The 12990-nt window shown below is 42.4% G+C and carries 12 protein-coding genes and 1 CRISPR repeat array; of the genes, 11 read left to right on the top strand and 1 reads right to left on the bottom strand.

Translation table 11 applies throughout. The features are described 5' to 3' along the window. Positions 1-117 precede the first annotated feature (117 nt). The gene (locus ACYQ1I_RS11510) at positions 118-942 is read left to right on the top strand and encodes a DegV family protein (protein WP_459765478.1); all 825 of its coding nucleotides are present in this window, start codon (positions 118-120) and stop codon (positions 940-942) included. A 36-nt stretch (positions 943-978) separates the two neighbouring features. On the opposite strand, the gene ACYQ1I_RS11505 is transcribed toward ACYQ1I_RS11510, so the two are convergent. Beyond that, a complete protein-coding gene (locus ACYQ1I_RS11505) occupies positions 979-1863 on the bottom strand; it encodes a cation diffusion facilitator family transporter (RefSeq protein WP_459765476.1) in 885 nt (294 codons plus the stop codon). Positions 1864-1979: 116 nt separating this feature from the next. Between ACYQ1I_RS11505 and ACYQ1I_RS11500 the strand changes: the two genes are divergently transcribed. The 10 genes from ACYQ1I_RS11500 (at position 1980) to ACYQ1I_RS11455 (ending at position 12837) form a co-directional block, all read left to right on the top strand. Further along, a complete protein-coding gene (locus tag ACYQ1I_RS11500) occupies positions 1980-2462 on the top strand; it encodes a hypothetical protein (RefSeq protein ID WP_459765474.1) in 483 nt (160 codons plus the stop codon). Between the two features lie 440 nt (positions 2463-2902). Beyond that, positions 2903-3946 carry a FecCD family ABC transporter permease gene (locus tag ACYQ1I_RS11495; RefSeq protein WP_459765472.1) on the top strand — a complete coding sequence of 348 codons (1044 nt, stop codon included), beginning with the start codon at positions 2903-2905 and terminating at the stop codon, positions 3944-3946. Continuing rightward, positions 3946-4980, top strand: a complete 1035-nt coding sequence (locus tag ACYQ1I_RS11490; RefSeq protein WP_459765470.1) for a FecCD family ABC transporter permease — start codon at positions 3946-3948, stop codon at positions 4978-4980. The genes ACYQ1I_RS11495 and ACYQ1I_RS11490 overlap by 1 nt, the downstream gene beginning before the upstream one ends. Positions 4981-5021: 41 nt before the next feature. Further along, a complete protein-coding gene (locus ACYQ1I_RS11485; protein ID WP_459765468.1) occupies positions 5022-5852 on the top strand; it encodes an ABC transporter ATP-binding protein in 831 nt (276 codons plus the stop codon). A gap of 252 nt (positions 5853-6104) precedes the next feature. Further along, positions 6105-7277: direct repeats of the CRISPR family, unit length 30 nt; unit sequence GTTTAGGAACTACCTATAAGGATTTGAAAC. Between the two features lie 352 nt (positions 7278-7629). Beyond that, positions 7630-8766 carry an ABC transporter substrate-binding protein gene (locus ACYQ1I_RS11480; RefSeq protein ID WP_459765466.1) on the top strand — a complete coding sequence of 379 codons (1137 nt, stop codon included), beginning with the start codon at positions 7630-7632 and terminating at the stop codon, positions 8764-8766. A 112-nt stretch (positions 8767-8878) separates the two neighbouring features. Beyond that, positions 8879-9754: a branched-chain amino acid ABC transporter permease gene (locus tag ACYQ1I_RS11475; protein WP_459765464.1), complete on the top strand. Its 876-nt coding sequence runs from the start codon at positions 8879-8881 to the stop codon at positions 9752-9754. 3 nt (positions 9755-9757) lie between these two features. Continuing rightward, positions 9758-10810 carry a branched-chain amino acid ABC transporter permease gene (locus ACYQ1I_RS11470; RefSeq protein WP_459765462.1) on the top strand — a complete coding sequence of 351 codons (1053 nt, stop codon included), beginning with the start codon at positions 9758-9760 and terminating at the stop codon, positions 10808-10810. A gap of 32 nt (positions 10811-10842) precedes the next feature. Further along, positions 10843-11619 (top strand): ABC transporter ATP-binding protein, encoded by a 777-nt coding sequence (locus ACYQ1I_RS11465; protein ID WP_459765460.1) that lies wholly within the window; start codon positions 10843-10845, stop codon positions 11617-11619. Continuing rightward, positions 11606-12316: an ABC transporter ATP-binding protein gene (locus ACYQ1I_RS11460; RefSeq protein ID WP_459765458.1), complete on the top strand. Its 711-nt coding sequence runs from the start codon at positions 11606-11608 to the stop codon at positions 12314-12316. Before ACYQ1I_RS11465 ends, ACYQ1I_RS11460 begins: the two co-directional genes overlap by 14 nt. 38 nt (positions 12317-12354) lie before the next feature. Beyond that, positions 12355-12837 carry an L-2-amino-thiazoline-4-carboxylic acid hydrolase gene (locus tag ACYQ1I_RS11455; RefSeq protein ID WP_459765456.1) on the top strand — a complete coding sequence of 161 codons (483 nt, stop codon included), beginning with the start codon at positions 12355-12357 and terminating at the stop codon, positions 12835-12837. The last annotated feature ends 153 nt before the right edge of the window (positions 12838-12990 follow it).

Below are 12990 nucleotides of genomic sequence, written 5' to 3'. Positions count from 1 at the left end.
CCTCCCCATGGGCGGGTTTTCTTCTTTCTACTGGAAATAAAAGAAAATTCAATCGATAAAAAGGAAATACTTACTTAATGTCGAATGTAGTGGGATAGCAAATAAGGAGGTAAGAGCATGCAAATCATTACAGACAGTTCCTGTGATTTACCTAAGGAATATATTGAACGATACAATCTAATTGTTGTGCCATTAAATATTGAATTAGATGGAGAAACTTACCTTGATGGCCTTGAATTAACCCATTATGATTTTTATGAAAAAATTGCCCAGTCCCAAAACTTACCTAAAACCTCACAGCCATCACCACAACGATTCATAGATGCTTTTATGGAGGGGGCAAAAAAGACAAAGGAAATTTTAAGTATACATTTGTCCTCTAAATTAAGTGGAACCTTTAGCTGTGCCCAGCTTTCAAAGGAAATTTCAGAGGCGAAGGTAGAAATATTTGATTCCCTGAGTGGCTCCATGGGGTTAGGGCTTCAGGTTTTGAAGGCCTGTCATATGGTAGAAGAAGGCTTTGAGTTAAACCATATTATTGAGAAGCTAAAGGAATATCGAGACCAAATGAAGGTATTGGTATATTTAGAAACCCTCGAAAATGCCGTAAAGGGTGGCCGGGTTAGCCGGGCAAAGGAAATGGTGGCTAACATGTTAAATCTTAAATTTATACTTCATGTTGAAGAAGGTTATGTGAAGGTACTCAAGGCTATTAGGGGGAAAAAACGTGCTATTAGCTTCATGCTTGAAAGAATTGCAGAAAAAAATGTTGACCTTAAGGATAAAATTGTAGGAATTACCCACTGTAATCGAATCGAAGATGCTCTGGCTCTGAAGGAAGAAATAATCAAACGCTTTAGCCCCCAGGAAGTAATTGTTACCACAATGGGACCTGTTATTGGCACCCACTCCGGTGAAGGGGGACTTTTAATCTGCTACTAATCCAGCCTCCCTGGCGGTTGACCGGGGGTTGGATTTTTATTTTCTACCCTTGTAACAAGGATTAACATGAATCAAGACATCCATTACCTCCTCCATTTCATTCATAATATGCTCCTTTGCCCGGGCAGCAGCACCATGGCCCTCTTCTACAGTAATGGTAGGGTTTACGCATATTTTCATATCTACCATATACTTAGAACCATATTGTCTTACCTTAACATCTTGAATTTCCTCGACACCTTTGGCCTTAGAGGCGGCCTGTTTGATGGCCTCCAAAATTTTTTTATCCGGTGAAGTATCCATCAATCCCTTTATGGCATCAACATAAATCGAAACGGCTGTTCTTAATATCAAAATTGATACGATGATTCCGGCAAAGGGGTCCATAAAGGGATACCCAAAAATGGCTCCAGTAACGCCAATTAGCGTAGCAACAGAGGAAAAGGCATCAGAACGGTGATGCCAGGCATCGGCAATGACCGCAGTGCTCTTGATTCTTTTCCCGATTCTAACAGAATAATGATAAAGCCCTTCCTTGGCCAGGATGGATATAATTGCTACGTAGATAGCTGTAACCTGGGGCGGTGCAATATTACCGGAGCGTAAAATTTTAACTGCTTCATTTCCAATCCCCAGGGCAGTAACGAATAAAATGATGGCTAAAATTTTTGCAGTAACTGATTCCGCCTTATGATGGCCGTAGGGATGAGATTCATCCGGGGGAAGATGGGCTATTTTTAACCCCTGTAAGAGTATGATTGTTCCAAACAAATCAGAGGCTGAATGAAAGGCGTCGGCCAGCAGGGCCGTACTGCCTGATAAATATCCTATAATTGCCTTTAAAATAGTTAAGATAATATTTCCAATAATGCTCACATAAGAGACCTTCTTGACCTCTCGATATCGCATTTTATCATCCATATGACACCATCCTCTTCTGACCAATTAAAATGATATCCAATGCCGCTCTTCATATTATCTGAATACATTTCTTGAGATATGCAAATACTTTTAAGGAAGTTTAAGGAGGTATGAAGATGGCACAAATAATAGATCTAAACGACTATAAGCTATCAAAGGAGCTTGAAAACAACAGTGACAGGGTTATGCAGCAGCGAGAATTCTTCATTAACTTCTACGGTTTTTTAAATCGAAATCTAAACAATGAATTTGATGAAGTATTGATGGAATTCGACGATATGTTTATTGATATGGTCCTTAAGCATGGAATGAATCGAATGGTAGTAAATTATTTTCATATACCCATGGTTACTTTTATGGTAACAGTTTTTATCAAAAACAGCGATTTAGCAGTTCATTTTCCTGAGCTGGCTTCTATAGAAAATGATGACAACCAGCTGATGTTTAAAAACACGCTGTTCAGAATCATCACTGCCTATAGCCAGGATGATCATATTAACTTCAATGAAATTGAATTAGAAATGGACCTCAATCGAATTATCAGGCGCTTTTACGTAAGTCTGCTGACCATTATCCCTCAAAAAATTGTATTGATATAATATATCATATTCGAGAGTGCCCCTGCACTCTCCATTTTATGTTTTATAGGAAAGTTCTTACCTTAAAATAATTTTTCTAAAGTGCTACCATATATAGATTTCCACAAAGTCTCCCTTAAATATTTCAAAGGTAGACTTTGTTCTTTTTTGTCTTCAAAGCTTCAGAATAGGGGTTAGAGGTATATTGATAGCATATTTTTAACTTGACATAGATAGTCATTTTCAATTACAATATAATATGATAATGATAATTGGTATCAGTTTTGCTCTTTATTATAATTTCCAAAAAAAGATGAGCTCCCAGTCTACATATAATTGGGAAATAGCTGCGCATGGTATCTAGAGGGCAAAATAACTTTGATTGAGAAGCGTCAAACGGCTTGTTAATTAAAGTTATTTTATTTTTTCTTTTAAATTTTAATAGCAAAGAAGGTTATAAAATGACACAGTCAAATCCAGCAATGGAATCATCGAGGCCAAAACTGCGAACTCGGCCGATTACTGCTACTTTAGTACTTGTCGGTGGCCTGACAGGGCTGTTGCTGGCCATCGCCGTATCTGTTTCCCTAGGGGCTGCCGATATAAAGCTTGCTACCGTATGGGAAGCAATTTTTCGTTTTAATGACGCCATAACAGAGCATTTGATTATTCAAGAGCTGCGGCTGCCTCGAGTACTGGGAGGAGCCATGGTGGGGGCCTGCTTTGCCGTTTCTGGGGCTATTATGCAGGGAATCACCCGTAACCCCCTGGCCGATTCAGGTCTGATGGGCCTCAATGCCGGAGCAAGCTTCGCCCTTGCCATTTGCTTTGCTTTTTTTCCTGGTTTACCCTATCTGTATATTATTCTATTTTCCTTTTTAGGAGCAGGCCTAGGGGCAGGACTGGTCTACGGAATTGGCTCCTTTTCAAAAAATGGCCTTACACCCATCCGTTTGGTGTTGGCTGGGGCTGCCGTAAGTGCCCTGTTGGCCGCCCTCAGTCAGGGGATCGCCATTTCCTTCAGGGTTAGTCAAGATATTGCCTACTGGCGGGCCGGGGGAGTTGCAGGAACCACCTGGCTGCAGCTTCGAATCATGTCTCCCTGGATTGCCGCTGCCCTTTTGGGGGCTGTTGTACTTTCACCGTCTATTACCTTGCTTAGCCTTGGGGAAGAAGTGGCCCAGGGCCTTGGTCAGCGAACCAATGTCATTAAGCTTGTGGCCTCTCTGATTGTTCTGATTTTGGCAGGTGCCGCAGTTTCCGTTGTGGGGGCAGTCGGTTTTGTAGGCCTGGTAATCCCCCATGTGACACGATACCTGGTGGGGGTGGATTATAGATGGGTGATTCCCTGCTCAGCTGTACTGGGCAGTCTGATGGTGGTTTTAGCAGATTTAGGCGCCAGAATGATCAATCCCCCCTATGAAACCCCAATAGGGGCCTTAATAGCGTTAATTGGGGTGCCCTTTTTCCTCTATCTGGCCCGTAAAGAGAGGAGGGTGCTATAATGGATACCCTTGAAATGTCAATTGTTGAAAAAAGGAGAGTAAAACGGAGTTTTACAGTTTTAATGGTCTTTGGAATTTTAATTATACTTACCTTTATCATTAGTATGAATGTAGGCTATATTCGATTATCGCCCCATGAGCTCTTTAGAACCATAATAGGGGCAGGTACCAGTAATCAGAAGCTAATTTTGTTTGACTTCAGACTGCCTAGAATTGTACTATCGGTGTTGGTAGGGGCGGGTCTGGGGGTTTCGGGCTGCCTGTTACAGGGTATTTCACGGAACCCATTGGCAGACCCAGGAATTTTAGGCATCCATGCAGGTGCCGGATTAATGGTGGTGTTATATGTCTCTTTCTTTCCCACCACAACAGCGGTTTCAATTTTCTTCTTACCCCTGTTGGCCTTGCTGGGCTCGGGATTAACGGCTGCCTTGATATATGTCCTATCCTATCAAAAACACCAGGGGCTCTCATCGGGCAATCTCTTGCTGACAGGTATAGCTGTAGAAGCAGGAATTAGTGCCGCTATGATTGTACTAACCCTCCGGTTAAGTCCAGAAAATTATCAATTTGTAGCTGTTTGGCTGGCAGGCAGTATCTGGGGCTCTAACTGGAAGTTTGTCTTGGCCCTGCTGCCCTGGATTGTCGTACTATTACCCTATGCTTTTTGTAAAGCGAATGTATTGAATGTACTAAACCTCGGTGAACAAATGGCTACGGGCCTGGGGGCACCCGTTGAAAGGGAGCGACTTAAAATATTGGCCATAGCCGTTGGCCTGGCAGGCTCCTGTGTTGCCGTCAGTGGTGGAATCGGCTTTGTTGGCCTGATTGGCCCCCATCTGGCAAGAAGGCTTGTTGGGCCTAAGCATCAATTTTTATTGCCTGCATCGGCCTTGGCGGGGTCATTTCTCTTGATTTTGGCCGATACCCTGGGTCGCTGGATACTCCAGCCCTTAGAAATACCTGCCGGTATAGTTGTGGCAGTGATTGGCGCTCCATACTTTTTATATTTGCTGGCAAAAGCCAGGGCCTAATTGAGTTAGATCGGTGGGAGTAAAAGACGGGAGGTTACAAAATGTCGGAAAGATTAAATACAAAGGATTTAAATATTGGCTATGGTGATACCATCATTGTAAAGGGCCTCAATCTTGAAATCCCTACAGGTAAAATTACTGCCCTGGTGGGGGCCAATGGGTCTGGCAAATCAACGATTTTAAAAACCATGGCAAGAATCATGAAGCCCCAGGGGGGGAATGTTTTACTGGATGGTAAATCGATATTTCAGCAATCCACAAAGGAAGTTGCCAGACAACTGGCTATTCTTCCCCAAAATCCCACAGCCCCCGATGGACTAACGGTTTCAGAGCTGGTGGCATATGGTCGGTTTCCTCATCAAAAGGGTTTTGGCAACTTAAATGATGAAGATCGTCGAATTATACAGTGGGCCATTGAAGAAACTGGAATGATGGAATTTTATGATCGACCAGTGGAACAGCTTTCCGGAGGACAGCGGCAGCGGGCCTGGATAGCCATGGCCCTGGCCCAGCAGACCGATATATTATTTTTAGATGAACCAACCACCTTTTTAGATATGGCCCATCAGCTAGAGGTACTGCAGATTTTATACAAGCTGAATCAGAAGGAGAAAAGAACCATTATCATGGTGGTACATGACTTAAACCATGCCTCTCGATATGCTCAGCATATGGTGGCGATTCGATCCGGCACCATTATAAGTCAGGGTACCCCAGAGCAGGTAATGACCAAAGAGGTATTGAGAAGGGTCTTTAATATCGAAGCCGACATTGTTGCTGATCCACGGACAGGAGTCCCCCTCTGTCTTCCCTATGAATTGGCTCCGCAAGAAAAGACTTCCCAGCCCCGACAAATTTTAAAAACAGGCTAATACTTCTGGTTTTAAATAGAAGTATATATTAAAATAGAATTAAATTGAACTACAAGAAAACTGCTTTACGAAATGTCGTCGACCTCCAATAGCGTAAAAAACCCCGGAGATCGACGACATTTCGATTTTTTGTAAGAAACGAGTAATATCAATAAATAAAGTACACAAAAGTCGTTTTTTAAGTTTACATAAAACCTAATGGCTTATTTTGACAATAGTTAGAAGATATGGTAGAATCAATAGTATTAATGGGTTTAGGAACTACCTATAAGGATTTGAAACGAAAAAAGACATCGGTTGTTGAGGATTCAATTGGCTTCACGTTTAGGAACTACCTATAAGGATTTGAAACAAATCCTGAAAATCAAACTTATAAAGGATTGTGATGGTTTAGGAACTACCTATAAGGATTTGAAACATTTTTTCAAAAACGACTCCGTTGGATAGGCTTCCAACAGTTTAGGAACTACCTATAAGGATTTGAAACTTTTTTTGTTTCAAAATACAACTCGTCATCTCCTGAGTTTAGGAACTACCTATAAGGATTTGAAACATACTCAGTAGTGCAAATGATGAAAGGCTCAGTGATTTCTGTTTAGGAACTACCTATAAGGATTTGAAACTATCTATGTTTTTCAAAAAAAGAAGAATGTAGACACGTTTAGGAACTACCTATAAGGATTTGAAACTCGAATTTAATTTTTCCTGTAGTCTCTGCATTAGTGGTTTAGGAACTACCTATAAGGATTTGAAACTTGGCTCCTACCGCTGCAACGGTCGGGGCTTTTTCTTGTTTAGGAACTACCTATAAGGATTTGAAACTAGAAAACGGTCGGGGTAGAGAGTGCCAATGCAGGGTTTAGGAACTACCTATAAGGATTTGAAACCTTCTCCCCATTTTTCTTGGCAGTATCCCTTATCTTTGTTTAGGAACTACCTATAAGGATTTGAAACCCACTGAACATGAAGCCTTTGTTTTTAAACCTAGCATTTGTTTAGGAACTACCTATAAGGATTTGAAACCACTTTCTCCGCAGACTTCACAAACAAAAGAGCTAGGTTTAGGAACTACCTATAAGGATTTGAAACACAATTGGGATAATTTTATTGGAGTGCGTTTAGGTTTAGGAACTACCTATAAGGATTTGAAACACTAGCAATCATTTAATATTTTGAATCTTACTTTCTCAGTTTAGGAACTACCTATAAGGATTTGAAACCCACTGTTATAATTACCACTATTGAAATGACCACTATTCCGTTTAGGAACTACCTATAAGGATTTGAAACTGTTTTTCTCCGTCCTTCACTATTCCTATGTGTGACAAGTTTAGGAACTACCTATAAGGATTTGAAACTATAAATATGTGCAAAGTCCTGACTTCGAAATACTTCGTTTAGGAACTACCTATAAGGATTTGGAACTATTACAGGCCTTTTTTTCTGTTTTGATGTGGGTTTTGATTTTAGGAACTACCATAAGAACCTGAACCACAATTAATAAACTGATTCAAATATCATCTGCACTTGGGTTTTAGCAGTGGGCCTTTATTTGGCTGCTAAAAAGGATGTATGAAAAACTATTCATACATCCTTTTTCTTTTTTGAACCATAGAGTAAAAGCGTATTGACATTTCAAATAAAACATAGTATAAATATAGGAATACTATGTTTTTATTTTAATGCCGGAAGCCATTGGAAAATAAAGAAGTTAATTGTGGCAGCTTGGTGGTAGGCAGCGTGTATTAGGGAAAAAAGGAAGGAGAAGGTTGATTGAATGAAGAAAAAAATTAGCTTTTTATTGATTTTAGCCCTCAGCTTTACATTACTTATGGGCTGTAGCGGTAATGAAACCTCCGGTGGTGCCGAAGGTGACGTTATTAAGATTGCTGTGGCAGGCCCCCTAACAGGAGATAATGCTGAATATGGCATTGGTTTTAAAAATGCCGTTGAACTCATGGTAGAGGAATGGAATGAAAAGGGTGGCGTATTGGGTAAGGAAATTCAAGTGGTGTCCTATGATGATAAAAACTCTGGTGAAGAAGCTGCCAGCATCGCCCAGAGAATTGTCAGTGACAAGGATATTATAGGGGTAATCGGACACTTCGCCAGTGGCGTTTCTATGGCGGCTTCCCCCACCTATCAGGAAAATAAGATGATCGAAATTTCGCCGACGGCCTCACACCCTGATTATTCGTCAGAGGGTGATTATATTTTCCGCAACAATACCGTTATCAGTGCAGAGGCCGAAATTGGCCTTGATATTGCAGTGACCAATCTCGGTAAAACCAACATTGGTATACTCTCAATTAAAACCGACTGGGGTACTTCGACAGCTAATATTACCCGAGATCTAATTCTGGCTGATGACAGGCTGAATCTGGTGGCCCAGGAGGAGGTTATTGAAGGCTCTGATGATTATAGCGCTGTGGTAACCAAATTTGTTAATGCTGGGGCCGATGTAATTATTGTTGCCGGTATGTACAATACCCTGGCACCTTTTGCCAGACAATATAAGCAGGTTGACCCGGATATTGCACTGGTGGGCTTTTCCAATGCCTATAGCCAGCAATTAATTGAGCTGGGCGGTGATGCAGTGGAAGGAATCACTTTTCCCATCAGCTTTTTTTCAGGCAGTACTGACCCCGACATTCAGTCATATGTACAGCGGTATACAGAAAAATATGGTTCCGCCCCCAGTGCCCTGACCTCCCAGGCCTACGACAGTGCGGGAATTTTGCTCCAGGCCATTGAAAATGCCGGCACAACCGACCGTGAGAAGGTAAAGGATGCCCTCTATGAAATCAACTATAAGGGGGTTACCGGTGACACCACCTTTGATGAAATCGGTGACGCTCAAAAAACCTATATCAGAGCCACCGTTAAGGATGGTACCTTTGTGAATATTGAATAAATTTTTAAGCTATCATGGTAAATTCAGTCAGTATGGATTATTCCATGCTGACTATAAAAATCCATAGGGAAAGGAGTTTTACTGTCATTTTAATATGACAGTGATATAGCCTATGATCTTACAACAAATAATCAATGGCTTAGCCCTGGGAATGGCCTACGCCCTCATTGCAGTTGGCTATTCCCTGGTATTTGGAATATTACGGCTGATTAATTTTTCCCATGGGGCTGTCTATGCCTTTGGTGCCCATATGGTTTTGCTTTTTGCAGGCATGAGCCTTGGCCTGGCACCCTCCATATTGTTGAGTATTCTCTTGACCGGCTTGTTGGGCTTAGTCATTGATAAAACGGCTCTTGAGCCCCTTAGGAGGAAAAATTCAATCCCCATGGCAGGCCTTATTACCACCATTGGGGTTTCCTATATAATTCAAAATATGCTAATGATTTTATTCGGAAGTGAAAGAAAATCCTTTCCACCCCTCTTTGATCGGGGAATGGTGAGCATATTATCGGTACAAATCAGCTCTACCCAAATCTTTATGCTGGTGACATCTATTGTGCTGCTTATCATACTCACCTTTGTTATCAATCGAACGAAAATAGGCCTGGCCATGAGGGCCCTGTCTCAAAATGTTAAGGCAGCCCATTTAATGGGAATTAATGTGAATTTTATCATTGCCTTTACCTTTTTTCTGGGTGGTGCTTCGGCAGCCATAGCCGGTACCCTGATTAGTGGGTATTATCAGATTGTCTACCCCACCATGGGCTTTGTGGCCGGGCTAAAGGCATTTTCAGCTGCCGTACTGGGTGGAATTGGCGTATTGCATGGGGCAGTGATCGGCGGCTTAATCGTAGGGGTTTCAGAAAGCCTGGCAGCAGCCTTTTTGGGGGGAACCTATCGAGATGCGGTCTCATTTATCATATTAATCATTGTTCTTGTTCTAAGGCCCCATGGCCTATTTGGAAAGAAAGGGATTACAAAGGTGTAGCCTATGGAAAAATTAAGTATGAGTATGAAAATTACGAATCAAAAATATCGGTTTATTTTTATAGTCGGATTGATTGTGGTGCTGCTCCTGCTGCCATTTTTAGGGCTATCCCAATATGTCTTGCGAATTATGATTATGATTGGCATCTATGCCATGCTGGCCCTGGGGTTAAACATTTTAACCGGCTATACCGGCCAGGTTTCCCTGGGGCACTCGGCCTTTTATGCCATCGGGGCCTATGTATCGGCTCTACTGGCCACGGGCCTTCAGCTCAATTTCTTTGGGGCCATGCTGGCAGGAATCATAGTGGCGGCCCTCAGCAGTCTTCTGCTGGCTATAACTACCCTAAGGCTGACAGGCACCTATTTATCCATTGCCACCCTGGGCTTTGGAGAAGTGGTCAGAATGATTCTGTTTAATTGGGAATCAGTTACCAATGGCCCCCTGGGGATTCGAAATATTCCAAGGCCTGCCATATTTGGCTATGAGCTGACCCTCGCCAATCATGGGTTGTACTATTTGATGCTTGCTTTGGTGGGCCTTGTTTCCCTGATTTGCTACCTGATTATTCATTCAAAGATCGGCAGAGCCTTTATATCCATTAAAGAGGACGAAATGGCAGCCCAATTCATGGGAATTGAGGCCACCCGTTATAAAATATTGGCCTTTGTCATATCCGCCGGTATTGCTGGTATGGCAGGCAGCTTTTATGCCCACATGATTCGCTATATTGACCCCAATACCTTTACCTTTGATACCTCCATACTCATTATCAGCATTGTTATTTTAGGGGGAATGGGTACCATGAGGGGAATGTATGCAGGAGCAGCCCTTTTAATTGCCTTTCCTGAGGTGCTTCGGTCTTTGGCGGAATACAGATTCGTAGTCTATGGCCTCATTCTGGTTCTGATGATGCGCTTTAGGCCCCAGGGGCTATTGGGCTGGCGATCAAAGGCTCCCTACCGTCTTCCTAAAGAAGCGCGGGAATACCAAGCCCACTTGGCAAAGAAAGGGAGCGGGGCAATTCGTGGAAAGGAGGAAGCTGTCAAGGGATAGAGCTGAAAAGCACTCCATGGCAGCACACACAAATGGCAATTCTTGAGGTGAATTCAATAAGTAAGCACTTTGGAGGGCTTGTGGCGGTTGATCAGGTCAGCTTTAAGGTAGACCCAGGGGAAATCATCAGCATTATTGGCCCCAATGGAGCCGGTAAAACAACCATATTTAATATTTTGACAGGGGTTTACCAAATTGATGGAGGAGAAATCCGCTTCGAGGGCAGGCCCATTCACGGTAAAAGTCCCCAGGAGATAGTAGCGGCTGGAATATCCAGAACCTTTCAAAACATAAGGCTTTTTTCCAATATGCGGGTTATCGAAAATGTTCTGGTGGGAACCCACCTTAATACCCGTTATAACCTGTTTGATACCATATTTCGAACGAAAAAATACAGAGCCCTTGAAGCTGAAAGGACTAAAAAAGCCATTGAAATTTTATGGTCCATAGGATTAGGCCATAAATTACATGACTATGCCGACAGCCTTTCCTATGGTAACCAAAGAAAGCTGGAAATTGCCCGGGCCATTGCAACCGGTGCAAAGCTGTTATTGTTAGACGAACCGGCAGCAGGAATGAACCCCCAGGAATCGGAAGAGCTGCTTCATTTTATTAGGGCTCTGAGGGATCAGGGTTATACCATCCTTTTAATCGAGCACGATATGAGGGTTGTGATGAATATTTCTGACCGGATCTATGTGCTTGATCATGGAAAGCAAATTGCAGAGGGGCTGCCCCTGGAAATTGCCAATGATCCAAGGGTAATAGAAGCCTATTTGGGGGGAGAGAAGAATTATGCTGAAAATTAATCAACTCAATACCCATTATGGTAATATACATGCCCTAAAGGGAATTGATGTGGAGGTGAATCAGGGGGAAATTGTCTCTTTAATCGGGAGCAACGGAGCAGGAAAATCAACCACCCTGTTGACCATTGCGGGTCTGTTAAAGGCCTCAAGGGGGAAGATCACCTTTCAAGGGAAAGAGATTTCAAACATGGCCCCCCATGAAATTGTAAAGCTGGGAATCAGCCTGGCACCCGAAGGGCGGGAGGTCTTTCCTGGTCTGTCGGTATCTGAAAATCTACAGCTGGGGGCCTTTATTAAAAAAGATAAGAAAAAAATACAACATTCCTTTGAGCGGGTCTATGCGCTGTTTCCCAGGTTAAAGGAAAGACAAAATCAAGCGGCAGGCACCCTTTCGGGGGGAGAGCAGCAGATGCTGGCCATTGGAAGGGCCTTGATGTCAGAGCCCCAGCTATTAATGCTGGATGAACCTTCATTGGGGTTAGCTCCTAATATAGTTGCCATGATTTTTGAGCTGATCCGTTCGATAAACAAGCAGGGTACTACTATTATGCTGATTGAACAGAATGCCAATATGGCCCTGCAGGTAGCTCATCGGGCCTATGTATTGGAAACAGGGAAAATCACATTACAGGGTGACGCTAAAGAATTAAGCAATCACCAGCAGGTTAAAGAGGCATATTTGGGTCTTGTAACCTGAAGCATTTTAATTAAATCTGAAGGAAAAGAGGTTTTTAAATGATCAAAAATAATCCGACACCAAAAAATAAGGCGATAGAAGATTTAAGGGCTGCCTTTGAGCATCGGGCTACCTGGTTTTATCTTCTCATTGAGGAAGCCAAAAAGGAAGGCTTAAGCACAGATTTTGCAAGAAGGGCAATTTTTAACTGTGGCTGCTTCCATGGCCAGGTAAAGCTGCCCGAAACCGATGATTTAAAGGAATTTACCGAAGCCTTTGCCAACGAAAATGTAAAGGAAATCTTTGAAATGGATGTACAGGTTTCAGAGGAAGCCTTAAACATCGAATTTCACTATTGCCCTCTGGTGGCAGCCTGGCAAAAACTCACAGATGACGAAGAGCTCATTGCAGAGCTTTGTGATATTGCCATGGAGGGAGACAGAGGTATTGCCAATGAATTTGATGCCTTTGAATTCAATTTAGGCAAAACCATTGCCCAGGGCCATCATGTCTGTGAAGTCGCCTTTAAAAAGGTAAAATAACTGTTAAATTACCCCATAAAAAAAGATGATTTCTTAAAGGAATCGTCTTTTTTTATACCGTTAAGCCCTGCTATAGTCTACTGGGGCTAAAATACTAAATGTGGCCGATATTTCAAGGAATATAAAAAAATCCAGGGGGAGCAGTAATTTTAC

This window comes from Alkaliphilus crotonatoxidans, assembly GCF_054658015.1.
The sequence above is the reverse complement of the archived record's forward strand: the minus strand, read 5'-3'. Positions and strand labels throughout refer to the sequence as shown.

What these genes read in the sequence shown, in the direction of transcription:
- ACYQ1I_RS11510 (WP_459765478.1), top strand. Translation starts at nt 118, where the DNA reads ATGCAAATCATTACAGACAGTTCCTGTGATTTACCTAAGGAATATATT.
- ACYQ1I_RS11505 (WP_459765476.1), bottom strand. Translation starts at nt 1,863, where the DNA reads ATGGATGATAAAATGCGATATCGAGAGGTCAAGAAGGTCTCTTATGTG.
- ACYQ1I_RS11500 (WP_459765474.1), top strand. Translation starts at nt 1,980, where the DNA reads ATGGCACAAATAATAGATCTAAACGACTATAAGCTATCAAAGGAGCTT.
- ACYQ1I_RS11495 (WP_459765472.1), top strand. Translation starts at nt 2,903, where the DNA reads ATGACACAGTCAAATCCAGCAATGGAATCATCGAGGCCAAAACTGCGA.
- ACYQ1I_RS11490 (WP_459765470.1), top strand. Translation starts at nt 3,946, where the DNA reads ATGGATACCCTTGAAATGTCAATTGTTGAAAAAAGGAGAGTAAAACGG.
- ACYQ1I_RS11485 (WP_459765468.1), top strand. Translation starts at nt 5,022, where the DNA reads ATGTCGGAAAGATTAAATACAAAGGATTTAAATATTGGCTATGGTGAT.
- ACYQ1I_RS11480 (WP_459765466.1), top strand. Translation starts at nt 7,630, where the DNA reads ATGAAGAAAAAAATTAGCTTTTTATTGATTTTAGCCCTCAGCTTTACA.
- ACYQ1I_RS11475 (WP_459765464.1), top strand. Translation starts at nt 8,879, where the DNA reads ATGATCTTACAACAAATAATCAATGGCTTAGCCCTGGGAATGGCCTAC.
- ACYQ1I_RS11470 (WP_459765462.1), top strand. Translation starts at nt 9,758, where the DNA reads ATGGAAAAATTAAGTATGAGTATGAAAATTACGAATCAAAAATATCGG.
- ACYQ1I_RS11465 (WP_459765460.1), top strand. Translation starts at nt 10,843, where the DNA reads ATGGCAATTCTTGAGGTGAATTCAATAAGTAAGCACTTTGGAGGGCTT.
- ACYQ1I_RS11460 (WP_459765458.1), top strand. Translation starts at nt 11,606, where the DNA reads ATGCTGAAAATTAATCAACTCAATACCCATTATGGTAATATACATGCC.
- ACYQ1I_RS11455 (WP_459765456.1), top strand. Translation starts at nt 12,355, where the DNA reads ATGATCAAAAATAATCCGACACCAAAAAATAAGGCGATAGAAGATTTA.